17 protein-coding genes are annotated in these 18563 nt (G+C 64.3%); 10 read left to right on the forward strand and 7 right to left on the reverse strand.

Annotated features, from left to right (window positions below):
- Nucleotides 1-187 precede the first annotated feature (187 nt).
- The gene (locus GJV37_RS28455) at nt 188-2131 is read left to right on the forward strand and encodes an autotransporter outer membrane beta-barrel domain-containing protein (protein ID WP_193453214.1); all 1944 of its coding nucleotides are present in this window, start codon (nt 188-190) and stop codon (nt 2129-2131) included.
- Between the two features lie 21 nt (nt 2132-2152).
- Here the strand turns inward: GJV37_RS28455 and GJV37_RS28460 are convergent, their stop codons facing one another.
- A complete protein-coding gene (locus tag GJV37_RS28460; protein ID WP_193453215.1) occupies nt 2153-3076 on the reverse strand; it encodes an SdiA-regulated domain-containing protein in 924 nt (307 codons plus the stop codon).
- A gap of 149 nt (nt 3077-3225) precedes the next feature.
- Here GJV37_RS28460 and GJV37_RS28465 point away from each other — a divergent pair, with 149 nt between their 5' ends.
- The 7 genes from GJV37_RS28465 to GJV37_RS28495 all read left to right on the forward strand — a co-directional run bounded on the left by GJV37_RS28465 (nt 3226) and on the right by GJV37_RS28495 (nt 11401).
- The gene (locus tag GJV37_RS28465) at nt 3226-4242 is read left to right on the forward strand and encodes an AraC family transcriptional regulator (RefSeq protein ID WP_065086550.1); all 1017 of its coding nucleotides are present in this window, start codon (nt 3226-3228) and stop codon (nt 4240-4242) included.
- Between the two features lie 323 nt (nt 4243-4565).
- Entirely contained in the window at nt 4566-5615 is a 1050-nt protein-coding gene (locus GJV37_RS28470; RefSeq protein ID WP_065086551.1) for an ABC transporter ATP-binding protein, read from the forward strand.
- On the forward strand, nt 5612-6529 hold the full coding sequence (locus GJV37_RS28475) for an ABC transporter permease (RefSeq protein ID WP_024762163.1): 918 nt from the start codon (nt 5612-5614) through the stop codon (nt 6527-6529). The genes GJV37_RS28470 and GJV37_RS28475 overlap by 4 nt, the downstream gene beginning before the upstream one ends.
- Complete coding sequence (locus GJV37_RS28480; RefSeq protein ID WP_065086552.1) at nt 6526-7314, forward strand: ABC transporter permease; 789 nt, start codon at nt 6526-6528, stop codon at nt 7312-7314. Before GJV37_RS28475 ends, GJV37_RS28480 begins: the two co-directional genes overlap by 4 nt.
- Nucleotides 7315-7357: 43 nt before the next feature.
- On the forward strand, nt 7358-8407 hold the full coding sequence (locus tag GJV37_RS28485) for an ABC transporter substrate-binding protein (RefSeq protein WP_024762162.1): 1050 nt from the start codon (nt 7358-7360) through the stop codon (nt 8405-8407).
- Between the two features lie 387 nt (nt 8408-8794).
- Nucleotides 8795-10180, forward strand: coding sequence for an APC family permease (locus GJV37_RS28490; protein ID WP_038803550.1), 1386 nt, complete (start codon nt 8795-8797; stop codon nt 10178-10180).
- 189 nt (nt 10181-10369) lie between these two features.
- Complete coding sequence (locus GJV37_RS28495; RefSeq protein ID WP_193453216.1) at nt 10370-11401, forward strand: histone deacetylase family protein; 1032 nt, start codon at nt 10370-10372, stop codon at nt 11399-11401.
- A 69-nt stretch (nt 11402-11470) separates the two neighbouring features.
- Here GJV37_RS28495 and GJV37_RS28500 read toward each other — a convergent pair whose 3' ends face one another.
- From GJV37_RS28500 to GJV37_RS28515, 4 genes are all read right to left on the reverse strand, one after another.
- Nucleotides 11471-11854: a NirD/YgiW/YdeI family stress tolerance protein gene (locus GJV37_RS28500; RefSeq protein WP_024762160.1), complete on the reverse strand. Its 384-nt coding sequence runs from the start codon at nt 11852-11854 to the stop codon at nt 11471-11473.
- Between the two features lie 119 nt (nt 11855-11973).
- Nucleotides 11974-12894, reverse strand: a complete 921-nt coding sequence (locus GJV37_RS28505) for an SdiA-regulated domain-containing protein (RefSeq protein WP_065086554.1) — start codon at nt 12892-12894, stop codon at nt 11974-11976.
- Nucleotides 12895-12979: 85 nt separating this feature from the next.
- Nucleotides 12980-13645, reverse strand: coding sequence for a fumarylacetoacetate hydrolase family protein (locus tag GJV37_RS28510; RefSeq protein ID WP_024762158.1), 666 nt, complete (start codon nt 13643-13645; stop codon nt 12980-12982).
- A gap of 160 nt (nt 13646-13805) precedes the next feature.
- Nucleotides 13806-15200 carry an FAD-binding oxidoreductase gene (locus GJV37_RS28515; RefSeq protein ID WP_024762157.1) on the reverse strand — a complete coding sequence of 465 codons (1395 nt, stop codon included), beginning with the start codon at nt 15198-15200 and terminating at the stop codon, nt 13806-13808.
- Nucleotides 15201-15390: 190 nt separating this feature from the next.
- Between GJV37_RS28515 and serA the strand changes: the two genes are divergently transcribed.
- Complete coding sequence (gene serA / locus GJV37_RS28520) at nt 15391-16620, forward strand: phosphoglycerate dehydrogenase (RefSeq protein WP_024762156.1); 1230 nt, start codon at nt 15391-15393, stop codon at nt 16618-16620.
- A 59-nt stretch (nt 16621-16679) separates the two neighbouring features.
- Here serA and GJV37_RS28525 read toward each other — a convergent pair whose 3' ends face one another.
- Both GJV37_RS28525 and GJV37_RS28530 read right to left on the reverse strand, forming a co-directional pair.
- Nucleotides 16680-17111: a DUF4399 domain-containing protein gene (locus GJV37_RS28525; RefSeq protein WP_024762155.1), complete on the reverse strand. Its 432-nt coding sequence runs from the start codon at nt 17109-17111 to the stop codon at nt 16680-16682.
- A 140-nt stretch (nt 17112-17251) separates the two neighbouring features.
- Entirely contained in the window at nt 17252-17746 is a 495-nt protein-coding gene (locus GJV37_RS28530) for a 2-thiouracil desulfurase family protein (RefSeq protein ID WP_037015473.1), read from the reverse strand.
- A 256-nt stretch (nt 17747-18002) separates the two neighbouring features.
- Between GJV37_RS28530 and GJV37_RS28535 the strand changes: the two genes are divergently transcribed.
- Nucleotides 18003-18551 (forward strand): DUF6160 family protein, encoded by a 549-nt coding sequence (locus GJV37_RS28535; protein ID WP_024762154.1) that lies wholly within the window; start codon nt 18003-18005, stop codon nt 18549-18551.
- Nucleotides 18552-18563 lie beyond the last annotated feature (12 nt).

Raw genomic sequence — 18563 nt, forward strand, 5'->3', positions numbered from 1 at the left:
CACACAGCCGTCTTGCACGGCCGGCACAGTCGCCGGCCGTGTATCAACATTGTTACAGTGGCGCGACACCCTCGGTCACTGACGCGTCAAATTCCGCCCATCTCCGGCGAACCGGCCTGCATCCTGCTTTCCTCCGGCGCACGCATCGAAGACCGATGCGATTCCAATCGACACAGAGGAAAGTGCCGTGTTCAAACCTTTAGCCGTTGCGGTCAGCCTGGGATGCGCCGCGTTTTCGATCGACGCCAGCGCCTATGAGTACGGGGATTACGCCGAGGACACCCTCGACACCCTGATCAACGATTACCCCGGCCGTTACCGTGGCACCGCCAGCTTCGCCGGCGCCACCGCGCTCATGCAGTCGCGCCTGGGCTTCGGCTACCAGACGCAGATCCAGGACTTCACCTGGGCCGGCAACCGCCGCTCGCAGAACGTCATCGCCAGTGCCCCAGGCAGCAGCGGCCAGTACGTGGTGCTGGGCGCGCACTATGACACCTACTACGGCCGCCCCACCCTGCAGGGCCTGGACGACAATGGCTCAGGCGCAGCCGTACTGACCGAGATCGCCCGCAACCTGGGCGGCATCGAGCTGGAGAACGGTTTGGAAGTGGTCGGCTTTGGAGCCGAAGAGGAAGGTCTGCGCGGTTCGCGCGCCTACGTCGCCTCGCTCAGTGAGGAACAGCGCAGCAACCTGCTGGGCATGATCAACCTCGACAGCCTGATCACCGGCGACAAGATGTACGCCCACGCCGGCTTCAACAGCGTCGACAACCCTGCGTTGGGCGCTTACCGCGACCAATTGCTGCGCATCGCCCAGGAGCTGAAGATCCCGTTGTTCACCAACCCCGGCCTGAACGAGGAATATCCCGCGGGTACCGGTTGCTGCAGCGACGGCGAAAGCTTCGAGGGCCTGAACGTCCCGGTGCTGTTCATCGAAGCCACCAACTGGGAACTGGGCGACCTGGACGGCTACGAACAGACCGACAACCCCGCCATCCCCGGCGGCGCCACCTGGCACAATCCGGCGCTGGACAACGAGCAGGTACTCACTGGCGCCTTCGGCCAGGAGCGCATCGACCAGCGCCTGCGGGATTTCTCGCGCCTGCTCACGCGCCTGGTGCTGGAATTGACCAACGCCGACCTGCTCGCCTCCACCGCCTCCGGCGGCGCCATGGCGCGGCAGATGGAAGACCAGTTGCAGCGCCAGCACCTGGCCCTGACCCGCCTGCATGACCGCCGCTGGCTGAGCCTGCTGGGCAGCTCGCGCCCGGTCGGCAGCTTCGATGGCGCCGTTGGCGTGGAAGGTGAAACCACCCCCGAGAGCGGTTTCGACATGCCCGGCGACCCGCGCTCACACCGCGCCGGGGTGAACCTGCTGGGTGACTACCGCGCCAGCGAAGCCGTGACCGTCGGCGGCAGCCTGAGCTTCCAGCGCAGCCGCGACAATCTCGACCACAGTGCACGACTGGAAGCGGAAACCTGGCAACTGGGACTCTATGGCCTGCTCAACGACGGCGGCCCGGCCTGGCTGGGCGGCGAGCTGAGCGCCGGTTATGCCGACTTCGACAGCAAGCGCTCGGTGTACCTGAAGGCGAAGAACGGCCCGGTGCTGCTCGACCAGCGCATCGACGGCGACACCAACGCCTGGTTCTGGGGTGCGCGGGTCGACGGCGGTTACGACTTCGATATCGCCGGCATCAAGACCGGGCCGCAGGGCGGGCTGGACTTTGTGCACTACAAGATCGACGACTTCAACGAAGACGACGACCTGCGCACCGCGCTGGGCTACGAGAAGCAGGACTACGACTCGGTCGAAGCCAGCCTTGGCTGGGGCCTGCGCGGCGAGCTGCCGCTGGGTAACCGCATGGCCGTGCAGCCGTACGCCAGCGTGCGCTGGGTGAGGGAGTTGGCCGATGGCCGCCTGGACGACATCGCGCTGACCGCCCTGGGCGATGGCCGCACTCGCGTCGCCAACCTGGGCGGCGTGGACAAGGACTTCGGCCGTGCCCAGGCCGGCGCCCTGCTGGCGGTCACCGAGCAGTTGGGCGTGTTCGCCGAGGCCAACTCGCGCTTCGCCCACAGCGAGGGCAGCCAGGCGTCGTATTCTCTCGGCGTGCAGTGGCAGTTCTGATCGCGGGACAGCGAGGCGCCCTCAGTGCGCCTCGCGTTTCTTGAATACGTAGAAGAGGTTGGGCTCGCTCACCAGGTACAGCGTGCCCTGGTCGTCCATGGCGATACCTTCGGCCTGCGGCACGCTGCGACGCAGGCCGCTCATGCCGCGCAGCAGCGACAGCGAACTGATCGGCTCACCATCGGCGCTCAGCTCCAGTACCAGCCGGGACTCGTCGGACAGCGCCAGCAGGTGGCCGCTGCGCTCGTCGTACTGCAGGCTGGAAAGATCGCGGACGAACAGGTTGCGATTGTGCTGGAGGTCTTCCATCACGTGGACGGCGATGGGCTGCTCGGACTGCTCGTAAGGGAAGCCGCGCACTTCGTAGATATGCACAGGCTTGCGCTCCTTGGCGACGAACAGCCGCTTGCCTACCGAGTCATAGGCCAGCCCCTCGAAGCCACTGTTACCGCCACGCCCGAGGGCCAGGGCGAGTTGCTGGGCGTCTTCGATGCGCAACTCCCTGGTGTCGTCGCGCAGCTCAACACGGATCAGGCGCTGGTGGGTTTCGTCGGTGATCACATAGACGTTGCGACTGATGTATTCGATCGCCTCGGTATCGCCGAAACCGTGCAGCTCGATCCTGCGCAGCACCTCGCCTTCGAGCGACAGCTCGACGAGCTCGTTCTGCTTGTTGGTGACGGTGAAGAGGGTCTGCCGATCCGGGTCGTAGGTCAGCGCCGAGACATTTTCCTCCAGCCCCTTGATCGGCTGCGCCTCCAGCACGACACGGTAGTCGGGCAGCCAGATGGATTTGTCCTGCCACAGCGCAGCATGGCGCCACTCGTTGAACTTGAACCAGGCGCGCTCGTAGACGCGGAAGCTCTGGCCCAGCGCGAGCAGCATGGCCAAGGCAAGCAGCGCCAGCAGCAGGAACAGACGACGGGGCTTGAGCAAACGACGCATGGAGGACTCTGGGTGGGGTTGGCATGGCAGATTGGCAGCAGCGCCTGAAGCCAAACTTAAAGGCCACCAGAGCTTGCGGGCAGGCTAGAGTCAGGTTAGCGCAAGTCTGTCCTGTGTTTCTTTTGCAAGAGGCTACAAGAGGCGTATCGATGGCCCAGCATCTGCTCCCCGAACAACGCCAGCAGGCGACCCTGCACACCGTGGTGCTGGCGACCGAGGTGCTGCACCACGCGGGCGTGCCGCGCCCGAAGCTGCTGGAAGGCAGCGGCATTGGCGAAGCGGACCTGCTGACACCGGAGAAGCTGATCACCCACGCTCAGGAGCTGCGGGTCTTCGCCAACGCCCTGAACTGCCACCACGACCCGGCGCTGGGCCTCTACCTGGGCCTGCGCATGCACGTCTCGGCTTACGGCATCCTCGGTTACAGCATGCTCGCCAGCCGCACCCTGCGCGATGCGCTGCAACTGGCGCTGTCCTTTCCCGAGCTGCTAGGCACCTACTTCCGCCTGGCGCTGACGCCGCAGGGCGATGAGGTGCACCTGACTGCCGACGGCTACCGCTACGCGCCGGAGCTGACGGTGTTCAACACCGAACTGTGCCTGACCTCGCTGCTGACGGTGATCCGCGACCTGCTCGGCGAATCGGTGCGCCCGCGCCGGCTGCTGCTCGCCTACCGTCCGCCGCTGCACGCGGAGACCTACACCGAGCGCCTCGGCTGCCCGGTGGATTTCGGCGCGCCAACCAGCGCGCTGTGCTTCAGCCCCGGCCTGCTGGATCGCCCGCTGCCACTGGCCGACCCGGTCAGCTGCCACAACGGCGTGCAGCAATGCCTGCGCATGAGCGCCACGCTCAGCAGCCGCGGCGACATGATCGACCAGTTGCGCGAGCACCTGGCCAGCCACCTGCAGGACACCGCCAGCCTGGACACCGTGGCGCGCCACCTGCACCGCTCCACCCGTACCCTGCGCCGCCACCTGCAGCAGCAGAACACCAGTTATCAACAGGTGCTCGATGAAGTGCGCTTCGACCGTGCGCGGCAACTCCTCAAGGACACCGACCTGCCGATCTACCTGATCGCCGAGCAGTTAGGTTATAGCGAGACGGCCAGCTTCCGGCATGCCTTCCAGCGCTGGAGTGGGGCGAGTCCGAGCCTGTATCGGGGCTAGGTGCAGACCGGCGCCCCCTCTCCCTAACCCTCTCCCTGAAGGGAGAGGGTTAGGGAGAGGGCAAAGCCAGTCCACGCGCCGGAGCCGATCGGTTCGCGAGCAAGCTCGCTCCTACAAAAAGTCCGGCAGACGACACACCGCTGACGCCCGAAATCCAGCGTTCCAGGCACCATTTTCAACTTGGCCTGATTTATCCCTTATTGGCCTGATCTATCGTTCTGCGCATCCCGGCGCTTGGTCATTATCAATCCGCAGCTAGGTGAAACGGCCCTAGAAACCGTAAAACCTCAACAATAACAACTGCTTAACTGCATGGTACGAGCATGACCAGCGCGATCACCATCGAGCGGATATGCATGGAGTTCGGTACACCCGGACAAGGCCTCAAGGCCCTGGACGACGTGTCACTGGAAATCCGCGCCAACGAATTCTTCACCCTCCTCGGGCCGTCGGGCTGCGGCAAGACCACCTTGCTGCGACTGATCGCCGGCTTCGAACAACCCTCCTCCGGCAGCATTCGCCTGTATGGCGACGCGATGGAAGGCCTTCCGCCCTTCAAGCGCCCGGTCAATACCGTCTTCCAGAGCTATGCCCTGTTCCCGCACATGACCGTGGCGGAGAACATCGCCTTCGGCCTGGAAATGCAGGGCAAGCAACGCAGCGACATCGACGCCACCGTGCAGAAGATGCTCGACCTGGTGCGCCTGCCCGACGTCGGCAAGCGCCGCGCCGACCAGCTCTCCGGCGGCCAGCAACAGCGCATCGCTCTAGCTCGCGCGCTGGCCAGCAGGCCCAAGGTGCTGCTGCTCGACGAATCCCTCTCGGCACTCGACTTGAAGCTGCGCAAGGAAATGCAGATCGAGCTCAAGCGCCTGCAGCACGAGACCGGCATCACCTTCATCTTCGTCACCCACGACCAGGAAGAAGCGCTGACCATGTCCGACCGCATCGCGGTAATGAGCCGCGGCAAGGTCATGCAGATCGGCACGCCCACCGAGATCTACGAGGCACCGGTCAACCGCCTGGTGGCCGACTTCATCGGCGAGACCAATTTCCTCGAAGGCGAATCCAGCGGCGATAGCGTACGCCTGGCCGACGGCCAGACGCTGCCGGCCGCCACCACCCTGCCCGGCAAGGTGACCCTGGCGATCCGCCCGGAGCGCACCGAGCTGGCGCAGGACGGCCAGCTCGAAGGCGTAGTCGAGAACATCGTCTACGTCGGCACCGACACCGTGTACCACCTCAATGTCGCCGGTCAGGGCGGCTTCCGCGTACGTCAGCAGAACCGCGACGGCGCTCTTTCCACCCACGCGCCCGGCGCGCGGGTGCGGGTCCGTGTTCCCGCCACCGCCATCCGGGTGCTGGCCGAATGAGTACAACACTACGCGCGCAAGCGGAACGCCAATCACTGTTCAAGCGCCTGGCCCTGACCAGCCCGGCGATGATCATGCTGGTGGTGTTCCTGGTCCTGCCGCTGGGCATCATGTTCGCCGTATCGGTCCAGGCACCGGGGGACTATGGCGGCGTGAAATGGGGCCAGCACACCGTCGAGGCCTACATCAATTTCCTCTGGGAGCGCGACCTGGACGACAGCCTGTCGTTCAACGCCGACTACCTGGGCATCTTCCAGCGCTCGTTCTGGCTGTCGATCCTGACCACCCTGGGCTGCGTGCTCATCGGCTTCCCCACCGCGCTGTACCTGGCGCTGCAGGACGAACGCCGGCGCAACCTGCTGCTGTTCCTGGTCACCGTGCCGTTCTGGACCAACCTGCTGGTGCGGGTCTACGCCTGGATGCTGCTCCTGCGCAACGGCGGGCTGATCGACGAAGGGCTGCACGGGCTGGGCTTCTCCGACGCATCCCTGGGCATCCTCTACACCGACAACGCGGTGATCATCGGCCTGCTCTACACCTACCTGCCGTTCATGGTCCTGCCCATCTACACCAGCCTGGAGAAGATGGACTGGCGCCTGGTGGAAGCGGCCTTCGACCTGGGCGCCAACCGCTGGAAGGCGCTGAAGCGGATCATCATTCCGCTGGCCATGCCCGGCATCGTCGCCGGCTGCATCCTGGTATTCATTCCCTCGCTGGGCAGCTACATCATTCCCGAGCTGCTGGGGGGCGGTAAGTCGCTGATGATCGGCAACCTGATCCAGTTGCAGTTCGGCACGGCGCACAACTGGCCGTTCGGCGCGGCGCTGTCCTTCGCCCTACTCGCCTTCGTGCTGCTGGCGATGCTGATCTACAGCATGCGGTTCAAACAGGGCGCATCGGGAGGTCATCCATGAAGTCGGCCAACCCGCTGTGGAAGTTCACCGGGGTCCGGCCCGCCGCCTGGCTGTTCTTCGCCTTCCTCTATATCCCGATCTTCGTGCTGGTGGTGCTGAGCTTCAACAGCGGCCAGTCAGCCACGCTGTGGGAAAGTTTCAGCCTGAAATGGTACGCCGTGGTGGCGGACGATCCGGAAATCCTCCGCGCAGCGAAGAACTCGCTGATCGTCGCCACCCTGGCCACCGTCGTCGCCACCACCCTGGCCACGCTCGCCGCGCTAGGCATGCGCGGTCGCACATTCCGCGGGCAGACGCTGATGAGCGGCGTACTGGGCCTGCCGCTGCTGGTGCCGGAGATCGTCACCGCCGTGGCGACGCTGATGTTCTTCGCCTTCATCGGCCTGAAGCTGTCGCTGTTCACCATCCTGCTGGCGCACATCGTGTTCTGCATTCCCTTCGCCTACCTGCCGATCCGCGCCCGTCTCGAAGGCATGGACCCACGGCTGGCGGAAGCGGCGGCGGACCTCTATGCCTCGCCGTGGAAGACCTTCTGGAAGGTGACCTTCCCGCTGCTGACGCCTGGGATCGTGTCCGGGGCGATGCTGGCGTTCATCATCTCGATGGACGACTTCGTCATCACCTACTTCGTCGCCGGTGCCGGTGCCACTACCCTGCCGGTGTATATCTTCAGCTCCATCCGAATGGGGATTTCCCCGAAGATCAACGCCATATCTTCAATAATACTGTTGATTTCCATCGCGTTCGTTGCGTTGTCGTACTACGTCGGCCAGCGTCGCCGCTGACCTCCTGCCGCCAATCAAAACAACATTGCAAGGAGCTTCACCGATGAAATTCCGCCGTACCCCCATCGCCCGCACGCTCGTCGCCGCCAGCCTGCTGCTGGCCGGCAGCGCCCATGCCGACGGCACCCTGCACTTCGCCAACTGGTCCGACTACTTCCCGCCGGAACTGTTGAAGAAGTTCGAGAAGGACACCGGCATCCACGCCACCCTGGACTCCTACGACAGCAACGAAACCCTGCTGGCCAAGCTGAAGGCCGGCGGCGGCGCCTACGACGTGGTCGTACCGTCGGACAGTTTCATCGAGATCTTCGTCAAGGAAGGCCTGCTGCAGAAGCTCGACAAGTCGCAGCTGCCGAACCTGGCCAACCTCAAGGACAAGTTCAAGACCCTGACCTACGACCCGGGCCACGACTACTCCGTGCCCTACCTGTGGGGCACCACCGGCTACAGCTACGACAGCGCCAAGGTGCCGGGTGGCAAGCTGGATGAAAGCTGGAAGCCGTTCTTCGAGCCGCCGGCGGAGCTGAAAGGCAAGGTGGTGGCGCTCAACTCCATCGAGGAGCTCTATGCCCCCGCGTCCTACTACCTGGGCGTCGACGAATGCACCGAGGACCCGAAAGAGGCGGCGAAGATCCAGGACCTGCTGCTCAAGCAGAAACCCATGCTGGCCATGTACAACAGCGACGGCACCATCGAGCGCATGGCCGCCGGCGAGGTCTCCATGCACCAGCAATGGAACGGCGCCTTCCACCGCGCCCACGCCCAGCGCGCCAGCCTGGTCTACGTCTATCCCAAGGAAGGCGTGCGCCTGTTCATCGACAACCTGACCATTCCCAAGGACGCCACCAACATCAAGGAGGCCCACGCCTTCCTGAACTGGATGATGCAGCCCGAGAACATCGCCCTGGCCTCCAACTTCGCCAAGTACAACAACGCGATCGAAGGCTCGGACAAGTTCATGGACAAGGAGCTGTTCGACGACCCGGCGATCAACACCCCGGCGGACAAGCTGGATCGCCTGAAGCCCTTCAAGCTCTGTTCGCCCAAGGCGCTGCAACTGCGCTCCAAGGTCTGGACCAAACTGAAGAAATGACCCACAGGTCACCCGGCGCGGCGGTGCGCGCCGGGTGATTCTGACAGCCATTTTGGCCATTTCGATCCCTTTTTGACCCTTTGCAGGGTTCTGCCCGGCACCCCTGGTTGCTAGAGTCGGGCGGCTCGCGCAGGGAGCGGCTGGAAAGGCGGCCAGCCCCTGCACCATCGCAGATGGCGCAGGGATTTCCCGAGGGAACGCGAGCGCGTTATCCACAAGAACAAATGCCCCGAGAACGCCCATGACCAGCTTTTGCGTCACCCTGCAACACACACCCTCATTCCTCGCGCGTCGTCATCGCTGCGGCTGAGCCGTAAACCGATGACTTCAGGACGGCCACCGAACGCCGCCCGCCCGCAAGACAACAACAATCGCGAGGACTCCCCCATGGCCAGCCAACACAGCGCCAGCACAGCTCACACCCAACAGGGCACCCCGGCCAACGCCGACGCCCGCCTGAAACGCGTCCTGGGCCTGCCCGCCCTGGTCTTCTTCGGCCTGGTCTACATGGTCCCACTGACCATGTTCACCACCTACGGCGTGGTCACCGAGATGACCGGCGGCCGCACTGCCAGCGCCTACCTGATCACCCTGCTGGCGATGCTGTTCACCGCCGCTTCCTACAGTTTCATGGTGCGCAAGTACCCGATCTCGGGTTCTGCGTATTCCTACACCAGCCTGAGCTTCGGCCCGGTAGTCGGCTTCCTGTCCGGCTGGTCGCTGCTGCTCGACTACCTGTTCCTGCCGATGATCAACTACCTGCTCATCGGCCTGTTCATGAACATCGCCTTCCCCGAAATCCCGGCCTGGGTGTTCGTGGTCGCCTCCATCGCCCTGGTGACCGTGCTCAACGTGGTCGGCATCAGCCAGGTGGCCGGCATGAGCAACGTCATTGTCGGCGCGCAACTGGTGTTCATCGTGGTGTTCGTGATCATGTCGATCAAGACACTGGCCGGCGGCGCGGCGATCGACTTCAGCCTGCCCTTCGTCGGTGACGGCACCCAGCCCGGCTTCGCTCCGCTGATGGCCGGCGCCGCGGTGTTGTGCCTGTCGTTCCTGGGCTTCGACGCGGTCTCGACCATGGCCGAGGAAACCCGCGACGCCCGCCGCGACATTCCCCGCGCGATCATCATCACCACCGTCATCGCCGGCCTGATGTTCACCCTGCTGGCGATCATCAGCCAGCTGGTGTTCCCCGGCAGCGTGTTCCAGAACGCCGACTCGGCGGCCAACGAAGTGATGCTCAAGGCCGGCGGCCAGTTCCTCGGCAACTTCTTCACCTCCGCCTATATCGCCGGTTGCATCGGCTCGGCGCTGGCATCCCAGGCCTCGGTATCGCGCATCATCTTCACCATGGGCCGCGACGGCATCCTGCCGCGCAGCCTGTTCGGCACCTTGCACGCGCGCTTCCAGACCCCGGTGGTGGCGATCCTGGTGGTCTCGGCGATCTCGTTGCTGGCCATCGTGCTGGACCTGACCACCCTCGCCTCGATGATCAGCTTCGGTGCGCTGGTGGCCTTCTCCGTGGTCAACCTGGCGGTGATCCGCACCTACCTGGGCGTGGAGCGCCGTCGCGGCGCGAAGAACGTCCTGCTGTACGGCGCCATCCCGTTCATCGGCCTGTGCCTGACCCTGTGGCTGTGGACCAGCCTCTCGCAGATGACCCTGATCGTGGGCCTGAGCTGGTTCGCCGTCGGCTTCGCCTACCTGGCGGTGCATACCGGCGGCTTCCGCCGCAAGGCACCGAGTGTGAATTTCGAGGAAAACGCCTGAAAGCCCGTTGACGATCTCGCGAGCTAGAGCAGAACAAGGCGAAATCGGTGGAGGGAGCGGAATTTACACGCAGTAAATGAGCATCCCGAGACCGATTTCAACGCAGTTATGCCGACGCGCAACAGATCGTAGACAGGCCGAGATAACCGGAACCTAACCGGGCGCCTTGTGCGCCCTCAGGAGCGCGTGATGTTGACGATCTACACCGACGACCATCGCTTGCACCACGGTCAGCACGAGCTGATCGGCGGCCAGTTCACCCCCTGCTTCGAAAAGCCCAGCCGCGCCGACATGGTGCTGGACCGGGCCAAGGTGGTGAAACTGGGCGACATCCAGGCCCCACGCGACTTCGGCCTGGAACCCATCCTGAGGGTGCACAGCGAAGGCTTCGTGCGGTTCCTGCAACACGCCTGGCGTGACTGGCTGGCCACCGGCCGCACCCACGACATGCTGCCGATCTGCTGGCCGACCCGCCGCCTGCGGCAAAAAGAGCCGGACAGCATCGACGGCCGCCTGGGCTACTACAGCCTGGACGCGGGCGCACCGATCACCGCCGGCACCTGGCAGGCGGTGCTCAGCTCGGTGAACGTGGCCATGACCGGCCAGGCCGAACTGGCCAAGGGCGCGCGCTCGGTGTTCTCGCTCTGCCGTCCGCCGGGCCACCACGCCTCAGCGGACTTCATGGGCGGATACTGCTTCTTCAACAACGCCGCCATCGCTGCCCAGTCGATCCTCGACCAGGGCGCGAACCGCGTGGCCATCCTCGACGTCGACTACCACCACGGTAACGGCACCCAGGACATCTTCTACGACCGCGCCGACGTGCTGTTCACCTCGATCCACGGCGACCCGCGGTTCGAGTATCCGTACTTCCTCGGCTACGCCGACGAGAAGGGCCAAGGCGTTGGCGAAGGCTTCAACTTCAACTATCCGCTGGCCTCGGGCAGTGACTGGTCGGTCTGGAGCCTGGCATTGCAGGCGGCGATCCGGCAGATCTCGGCGTACAAGCCGGACGTGCTGATCGTGTCGCTGGGCGTGGACACTTACAAGGAAGACCCGATCTCCCAGTTCAAGCTGGACAGTCCGGACTACCTGCGCATGGGCGAGGCCATCGGCAAGCTCGGCCTGCCGACCCTGTTCGTCATGGAAGGGGGTTATGCGGTGGAAGAGATCGGTATCAATGCGATCAACGTGCTGCAGGGCTTCGAAAGCATCGGCTGACGCACTCGAAAGCAAAAAAGCCGCGCCGGGGATGGGGTTCCCGGCGCGGCTTTTTTTATCGAGAGCGGATTACTGGAGGATTTCCACGCGATCCACATCGATATCGGTGGGCTTCTGCTTGTGGTGGTCAACCTCACCCGTCAGGCGCACCTTGGTGTTCTCGGAGACCGAAGTACCCGCTGGCCAATCGTCGTGGTCGATCTCGACCTGGATGCTGCCGGTGGCGTCCTTGAACTCGTAGTGCTCGCTGCTGATGCGCTTGGTGATGGTGCCTTCGAGCACGACCTTGGTGTCATCGGCGGCGGCCTGGGCCTGCTTCACCGTGGTGATCGGGCCGGCAGCGGCGGCGGCGGGCTGGGCATCGCTGCCCGGGCCGGTGTAACCGCCAGCGGCGAAGGTGACGGTGGAGAACAGGCCAGCGGCGGCGATCAGCGGGAGGTGAGTCAGTTTCATGGAAGTGCCTCCTTGGGCGTTTTCGATGGGCTCAGCCTAGTGCCGACGGCTGAAACCATCCTGAATCGGGACTTAATCCAAGCTTAAGACCGCAAACGCCCGCATTGCTCCGATCTAAATCAGTTCCCCTCGCCGGACTGCGCCTCGCGCTTGAACACGTAGAAGAGGTCAGGCTCGCTGACCATGTAGATGGTGCCCTGCTCGTCGATGGCGACGCCCTCGGCACGCGGGATCCGATCATCCAGGCCGTTGAGCCCCCCGAGCAGGCTGATGAAGCTGATCGGCTCGCCCTTCTCGTCAAGCTCCAGCAGCAGGTGCGACTCCGCCGACAGCACCAGGGTATGGCCGGTGCGCGGGTCGATGCTCAGGGCCGAGACGTTGGTCATCAGCAGATCACTGGGCAGGGGCTGGAGCGCACCGTTCAAGCTGGCCCCGCCGTCGCTGGCGAGGCTGAACAGCGCCAGCGGGTCACGTTCCTGGCCCAGCACCAGGCGATGCTGCCGTGGGTCCCAGGCGATACCCTCGATGCCCTTGTTCTTCTTGCCGCGCGGGCCGAGATCGAAGCTGGACAACTTTGCGGTGCTCAGCTCGCGGGTCTGCGGGTCGACATGGAAGATGGTCAGGGAATTCTGGCGCTCGTCGGTCACGGCGATATTGCCGTTTTCCAGCACCGCCACGCCTTCCGGGTTCGACATGCCCAGCAACGGAATCACCCGCAGCACATCCCCGGTGAGCGACAGTTCGGCCAGCAGCGGCTTCTTGCCGGTCACGGTGAACAGGGTGCGGGTCACCGGGTTGTAGGCCAGGTCGGAAGTCTCCTGCCCCTCGATGCCGCCCTTGAGAGGTTTGGCCTGGATGACCGCCCGGTAACCGGGCAACCAGATGCTTTGCGAGCGCGCCTGAGTGCTGGTGTCCTGCTCGCGCAACCAGAGACGCGCACGGTCATCCCAGTGGAAGCGGGATGTCAGGTAGCCGAGCACAATCAGGATGAACAGCAAGGCCAGCAACAGCCAGCGAGGACGAAGGACGGACATGGTCATGGCGACTCTTGTTGATCAGCACGGGCAAGGCATCCCGCAACAAGCGAAGGCCGCACAATCGGCGGCCTTCGGCGGGACAATGGAGTTAAAGCACGCGGCTTTCGAATCGGCTGGCGCCGGGAAGTTCCAGCACCACGTCACTGCCGCTCTTGAGCGGACCGACACCGACCGGCGTGCCGGTGGACACCACGTCGCCCGGCTGCAGCGAGAAATGGCCGCAGATGTGCTGGATCAGCGGCACGATGGGATTGAGCATGTCGCGGCTGTTGCCGTCCTGGCGGACTTCGCCGTCGATGGTCAGGCGGATGCCGATGTCCGTCGGGTCCGGGAAGTGGTCGGCGCTGACGAAGGGCGCCAACACGAAGGCGCCGTCGAAGGACTTGGCCAGTTCCCACGGCAGGCCCTTTTCCTTCAGCTTGGCCTGTACGTCGCGCAGGGTCAGGTCCAGGGCCGGGGCGTAGCCGGAAATGGCATCCAGCACTTCCTCGGCACTCGGCTTGCGCGACAGCGGCTTGCCGATCAGCACGGCGATTTCCGCCTCGTAATGCACCGAGCCGCGGTCCTCGGGAATGGAGAAACCGCCAGCCTGGGAAACCGTGCAGGAACCGGGCTTGATGAACAGCAGCGGCTCGGTCGGCACCGGGTTGTTCAGCTCCTTGGCGTGCTCCGCGTAATTGCGGCCGACGCACACCACCTTGCCCAGGGTGAAATGGATCGGGGTGCCATCGACGTACTGATGCTGGTAACTCATGACCGACTCCTGCAACGGATGGAAGAGATGATCCGCGCGGGGCTCGTGATCCCGCACAGTTGCCCGCATCCTGCCGGCGTACGCGCCACTTCCCGTGACGCTGACGTGCGAAGGGCCGGCCCCTCTATCCCAGAGAACCGACCCTTCTGGATACCGCAGCTTATTCGGCGAAGATCTTGCCGGGGTTCATGATCCCGTTCGGGTCGAACACCGCCTTGACCGCCTTCATGTAGCCGATTTCAGCCTCGGAGCGAGAGTAACCCAGGTAATCGCGCTTGGTCATGCCCACGCCGTGCTCGGCGGAGATCGAGCCGTTGTACTTCTGCACGGTCTCGAACACCCACTTGTTGACGGTCGCGCACTTGGCGAAGAACTCGTCCTTGCTCAGGTTCTCGGGCTTGAGGATGTTCAGGTGCAGGTTGCCGTCGCCGATGTGGCCGAACCACACCACTTCGAAGTCGGGGTAGTTGGCTTCGACGATGGTATCGATGTCCTTGAGGAAGGCCGGGACCTTGCTCACGGTGACCGAGATGTCGTTCTTGTACGGCGTCCAGTGGGAGATGGTCTCGGAGATGTACTCGCGCAGCTTCCACAGGTTCTGCAGCTGCTGCTCGCTCTGGCTCATCACGCCGTCCAGCACCCAGCCCTGCTCTACACAATGTTCGAAAGTCGCCAGCGCCTCGTTGGCCACTTCCTCGGTGGTCGCTTCGAATTCCAGCAGCGCGTAGAACGGGCAATCGGTCTCGAAGGCCGGCGGTACGTCGCCACGGGCCATGATCTTGGCCAGGGCCTTGTCGGAGAAGAACTCGAAGGCGGTCAGGTCCAGCTTGCTCTGGAAGGCATGCAGCACCGGCATGATCGAATCGAAGTCCGGGGTGCCGAGGACCATCGCGGTGAGGTTCTTCGGCTGGCGCTCCAGGCGCATGGTGGCCTCGACCACGAAGCCCAGGGTGCCTTCGGCGCCGATGAACAGCTGGCGCAGGTCGTACCCGGTGGCGTTCTTGATCAGGTCCTTGTTCAGCTCCAGCAGGTCGCCCTTGCCGGTGACGACCTTCATGCCGGCCACCCAGTTGCGGGTCATGCCGTAGCGAATGACCTTGATCCCGCCGGCATTGGTGCCGATGTTGCCGCCGATCTGGCTGGAACCGGACGATGCGAAATCCACCGGGTAATAGAGGCCGTGTTCTTCGGCGAAGGTCTGCAGCTGCTTGGTGATCACGCCCGGCTGGCAGACCGCGGTGCGGTCGAATTCGTTGAATTCGACGATCTTGTTCATGTAGTCGAAGGCCACGACCACTTCGCCATTGGCGGCGACGGCAGCGGCGGAGAGCCCGGTACGGCCACCCGAGGGAACCAGCGCGACCTTGTGCTCGTTGGCCCAGCGGACGATGGCCTGGACCTGCTCGGTGCTCTTGGGGAAGGCGATCGCCAGGGGTGCCGGGGCGAAATGCTTGGTCCAATCCTTGCCGTAGGTGTCGAGGGAATCGGCGTCTGTCAGCAGCTTCCCGGCATCCAGCAGGGGCTTGAGCGATTCGATCAGGGCGTCGCGGGTCATTGGAGGAACTCTCAAATGGTTCATGGTCGTCCTGAGAACAGCTCAGGTCGCAACCGGGCAAGGAAAAGGGAGAACATGCTAGCATACGCACCCCACGCAGATCGCCACCTGGCGCCAAGCTTGGCACCGGCCGGTCCGGCCTGAGCTGTTCAATTTCTCGCCACATCCCGGGACTACAGGTTCAAAGCAGATGAGCAAGACTTCTCTCGACAAGAGCAAGATCAAATTCCTTCTCCTTGAAGGCGTGCACCAGAACGCCGTCGACACCCTCAAGGCGGCCGGCTACTCCAACATCGAGTACCTCAAGACCGCACTGTCCGGTGACGAGCTGAAGGAAAAGATTGCCGATGCCCACTTCATCGGTATCCGCTCCCGCACCCAGCTGACCGAAGAAGTCTTCGACGCTGCCAAGAAGCTGATCGCCGTTGGTTGCTTCTGCATCGGCACCAACCAGGTCGACCTGAATGCGGCCCGCGAGCGCGGCATCGCCGTGTTCAACGCGCCCTACTCCAACACCCGCTCGGTCGCCGAACTGGTGCTGGCCGAAGCCATCCTGCTGCTGCGCGGCATCCCGGAAAAGAACGCCTCCTGCCACCGTGGCGGCTGGATCAAGTCCGCCGCCAACTCCTTCGAGATCCGCGGCAAGAAGCTGGGCATCGTCGGCTACGGCTCGATCGGCACCCAGCTCTCGGTCCTGGCCGAAGCCTTAGGGATGCAGGTGTACTTCTACGACGTCGTGACCAAGCTGCCGCTGGGTAATGCCCAGCAGGTCGGCAACCTGCACGAGCTGCTCGGCATGTCCGACATCGTCTCGCTGCACGTGCCGGAACTGCCGTCCACCCAGTGGATGATCGGTGAGAAGGAAATCCGCGCTATCAAGAAAGGCGGCATCCTGATCAACGCCGCCCGCGGCACCGTGGTCGAGCTGGACCACCTGGCCGCCGCGATCAAGGACGAGCACCTGATCGGCGCCGCCATCGACGTGTTCCCGGTCGAGCCCAAGTCCAACGACGACGAGTTCGAAAGCCCGCTGCGCGGCCTGGATCGCGTGATCCTGACCCCGCACATCGGCGGCTCCACCGCCGAAGCCCAGGCCAACATCGGCCTGGAAGTGGCCGAGAAGCTGGTCAAGTACAGCGACAACGGTACCTCGGTATCTTCCGTCAACTTCCCGGAAGTCGCCCTGCCGTCGCACCCGGGCAAGCACCGCCTGCTGCACATCCACGAGAACATCCCGGGTGTGATGAGCGAGATCAACAAGGTGTTCGCCGACAACGGCATCAACATCTCCGGCCAGTACCTGCAGACCAACGACAAGGTCGGCTACGTGGTGATCGACGTCGACGCCGAATACTCGGACCTGGCGCTGGAGAAGCTGCAGCACGTCAACGGCACCATCCGCAGCCGCGTGCTGTTCTAAGCGCAGCCCGGTCAGAAAAAAGGAGGCTTCAGCCTCCTTTTTTCATGCCTGGAGAAAGATCACTTCACATTGACGGTGATCTGCTGCGACTCCACCGGCGGGTCGAACGGCACGTGGTTCTTGTCGCCTACCAGCAGTTGCAGGGTGTGCTTGCCCGGCGGCAGCGTCACCTGGGTCTCGGTCTGGCCCTTGCCGAAATGCTTGATCTGGTCGGTCATCGGCAGCGGCAGGTTCATCACTGGCTGCTCCTTGAGGTCGATCAGCAGGTGGTGGTGGCCGGTGGCTGGCGAGTCCACGCCCGCCGGCGCGACGCCCATGCCCTTGAGGCCGAATTTGACGGTGAAGGTCTTGTCCACCGTGGCACCGTCGACCGGCTCGATGAAGTACACCTTCGCGCCTTCCGGAGCCGGAGTACGCGGGATATCGGCGGCAACGGCAGAGGTGCCGGCGAGCAGCGCGGCAAGGCCCAGGCAAGGCAGCAGGGTTCTCATGTTCTTCTCCTTCTACATGGAAATCGAAAGGCGAAGGACCCGCTCAGGCCGGCCTTGCCTCACGCATGGAACGCACAAGCATAGGCGCCGCGGCGCGAGGCTCAAGCAAAATAGTGCATCTTCGAGTGACGCAGAGTGCTCTAGCCTCCGGCTTCCAGCCCGGCCAGGCAGACGGCGGCGGCATCCAGCTCTTCCTCGCTGAACACCAGAACGCCCATGCGCTTGAGCGCAGCGGCGGTCACACCTTCGCCAACGACCTTCCGCCCGCTGAAGCTGCCGTCGTAGTTCTCGCGGTTGCCGCAGGAGGGGCTGCGCGCCTTGAGCACCGCCAGTCGGATATCGTGGCGACGCACCAGTGCCATGGCTTCCTCGGCGCCGAGCAGGAAGGCGTCGCTGACGTCCTCGCCGTCCACTGTCACCACCGGCCGAACACGTTCCAGAACGGCCATGCCCTGGCCGCCGGGGATCTCCGCCGGAGCGCGGGGCGTCGGCAGGCCGCCGGCGACTTCCGGGCACAGCGCCACCACCCGCCCCTGGTCCAGCCAGCGCGATAGCAGGTCGAACGGCCCGTGCGCACCGCCGTCGTAACGGACGCGATGGCCAAGCAGGCAGCGGCTGACGAGAACCTTCTGCATGGGCGAATCACTCCCTTTTGGAAGGGGACAGACTAGCCGCTCGCCGTTTGGCGGTCACGCCGGGTAACGCAACTTTCATCGGACCGTGTGTCGCAACAGGTTTCCGCCCCGCCGAAAGTCGGGTTCTTGAACGGCTCGCCGGCCGTCGGCACTGTGCTGAAACACAACCTTCGACGGGAACAGCCGCCCGGCACTGGCTGCCCCGCAGGCAGCCGCCCAGACTCGCGCATCGGCCAATCGCCATGGAGCCTCCCTCATGCCTCGCTTCTTGCTCTGCACCGCCACCTTCGCTGCGCTGTCCTACCTGCCCCTGGCTTTCGCCGAGCTCCAGGCGCTGGACAACGAACACTTGGGCGCCGTCACCGGCCAGGACGGCATCAGCATCCGTACCGACGTGCTGGCGCACATGGACAGCGTGGCCTGGAAGGACGACGGCGGCAGCGTCTCGCTGCGCAACGTGTTCATCGACAACGGTTGCGTGAATGCCGGCGACTGCCCGGACGGCCGCGGTGGCAACCTGCCCTACGGCCCCGCCCAACTGGGCCTGAGCCTGCCGATCTTCGGCATCGAGCAACCGACCCTGCAGGTGGATGTGGTGCAGGGCGCTGGCGGCCAGCAGCAACTGGCACTGACCCTGCCGGATCTCACCACCATCAACCAGCAGCTGAATGCGAGCGGCCTGCCGTCGCAGACCATCCGGATGCGGGTGACCGGCGACCTTTACGTGGGCGGTGGACGGCTGGGAACCATCGAGGTGCGCGATATCCAGGACATCAGCGGCACACTGAAGATCTGGGGGCACTGACCCCACACGGAC

This window comes from Pseudomonas nitroreducens, from assembly GCF_010994165.1.
Classification (GTDB): Bacteria; Pseudomonadota; Gammaproteobacteria; order Pseudomonadales; family Pseudomonadaceae; genus Pseudomonas; species Pseudomonas nitroreducens.

Bases quoted from the DNA above. Each gene is read 5' to 3' on its own strand.
- GJV37_RS28460 (WP_193453215.1), bottom strand. From the start codon at position 3,076: ATGCGTCGTTTGCTCAAGCCCCGTCGTCTGTTCCTGCTGCTGGCGCTG.
- GJV37_RS28465 (WP_065086550.1), top strand. From the start codon at position 3,226: ATGGCCCAGCATCTGCTCCCCGAACAACGCCAGCAGGCGACCCTGCAC.
- GJV37_RS28470 (WP_065086551.1), top strand. From the start codon at position 4,566: ATGACCAGCGCGATCACCATCGAGCGGATATGCATGGAGTTCGGTACA.
- GJV37_RS28475 (WP_024762163.1), top strand. From the start codon at position 5,612: ATGAGTACAACACTACGCGCGCAAGCGGAACGCCAATCACTGTTCAAG.
- GJV37_RS28480 (WP_065086552.1), top strand. From the start codon at position 6,526: ATGAAGTCGGCCAACCCGCTGTGGAAGTTCACCGGGGTCCGGCCCGCC.
- GJV37_RS28485 (WP_024762162.1), top strand. From the start codon at position 7,358: ATGAAATTCCGCCGTACCCCCATCGCCCGCACGCTCGTCGCCGCCAGC.
- GJV37_RS28490 (WP_038803550.1), top strand. From the start codon at position 8,795: ATGGCCAGCCAACACAGCGCCAGCACAGCTCACACCCAACAGGGCACC.
- GJV37_RS28495 (WP_193453216.1), top strand. From the start codon at position 10,370: ATGTTGACGATCTACACCGACGACCATCGCTTGCACCACGGTCAGCAC.
- GJV37_RS28500 (WP_024762160.1), bottom strand. From the start codon at position 11,854: ATGAAACTGACTCACCTCCCGCTGATCGCCGCCGCTGGCCTGTTCTCC.
- GJV37_RS28505 (WP_065086554.1), bottom strand. From the start codon at position 12,894: ATGACCATGTCCGTCCTTCGTCCTCGCTGGCTGTTGCTGGCCTTGCTG.
- GJV37_RS28510 (WP_024762158.1), bottom strand. From the start codon at position 13,645: ATGAGTTACCAGCATCAGTACGTCGATGGCACCCCGATCCATTTCACC.
- GJV37_RS28515 (WP_024762157.1), bottom strand. From the start codon at position 15,200: ATGACCCGCGACGCCCTGATCGAATCGCTCAAGCCCCTGCTGGATGCC.
- serA (WP_024762156.1), top strand. From the start codon at position 15,391: ATGAGCAAGACTTCTCTCGACAAGAGCAAGATCAAATTCCTTCTCCTT.
- GJV37_RS28525 (WP_024762155.1), bottom strand. From the start codon at position 17,111: ATGAGAACCCTGCTGCCTTGCCTGGGCCTTGCCGCGCTGCTCGCCGGC.
- GJV37_RS28530 (WP_037015473.1), bottom strand. From the start codon at position 17,746: ATGCAGAAGGTTCTCGTCAGCCGCTGCCTGCTTGGCCATCGCGTCCGT.
- GJV37_RS28535 (WP_024762154.1), top strand. From the start codon at position 18,003: ATGCCTCGCTTCTTGCTCTGCACCGCCACCTTCGCTGCGCTGTCCTAC.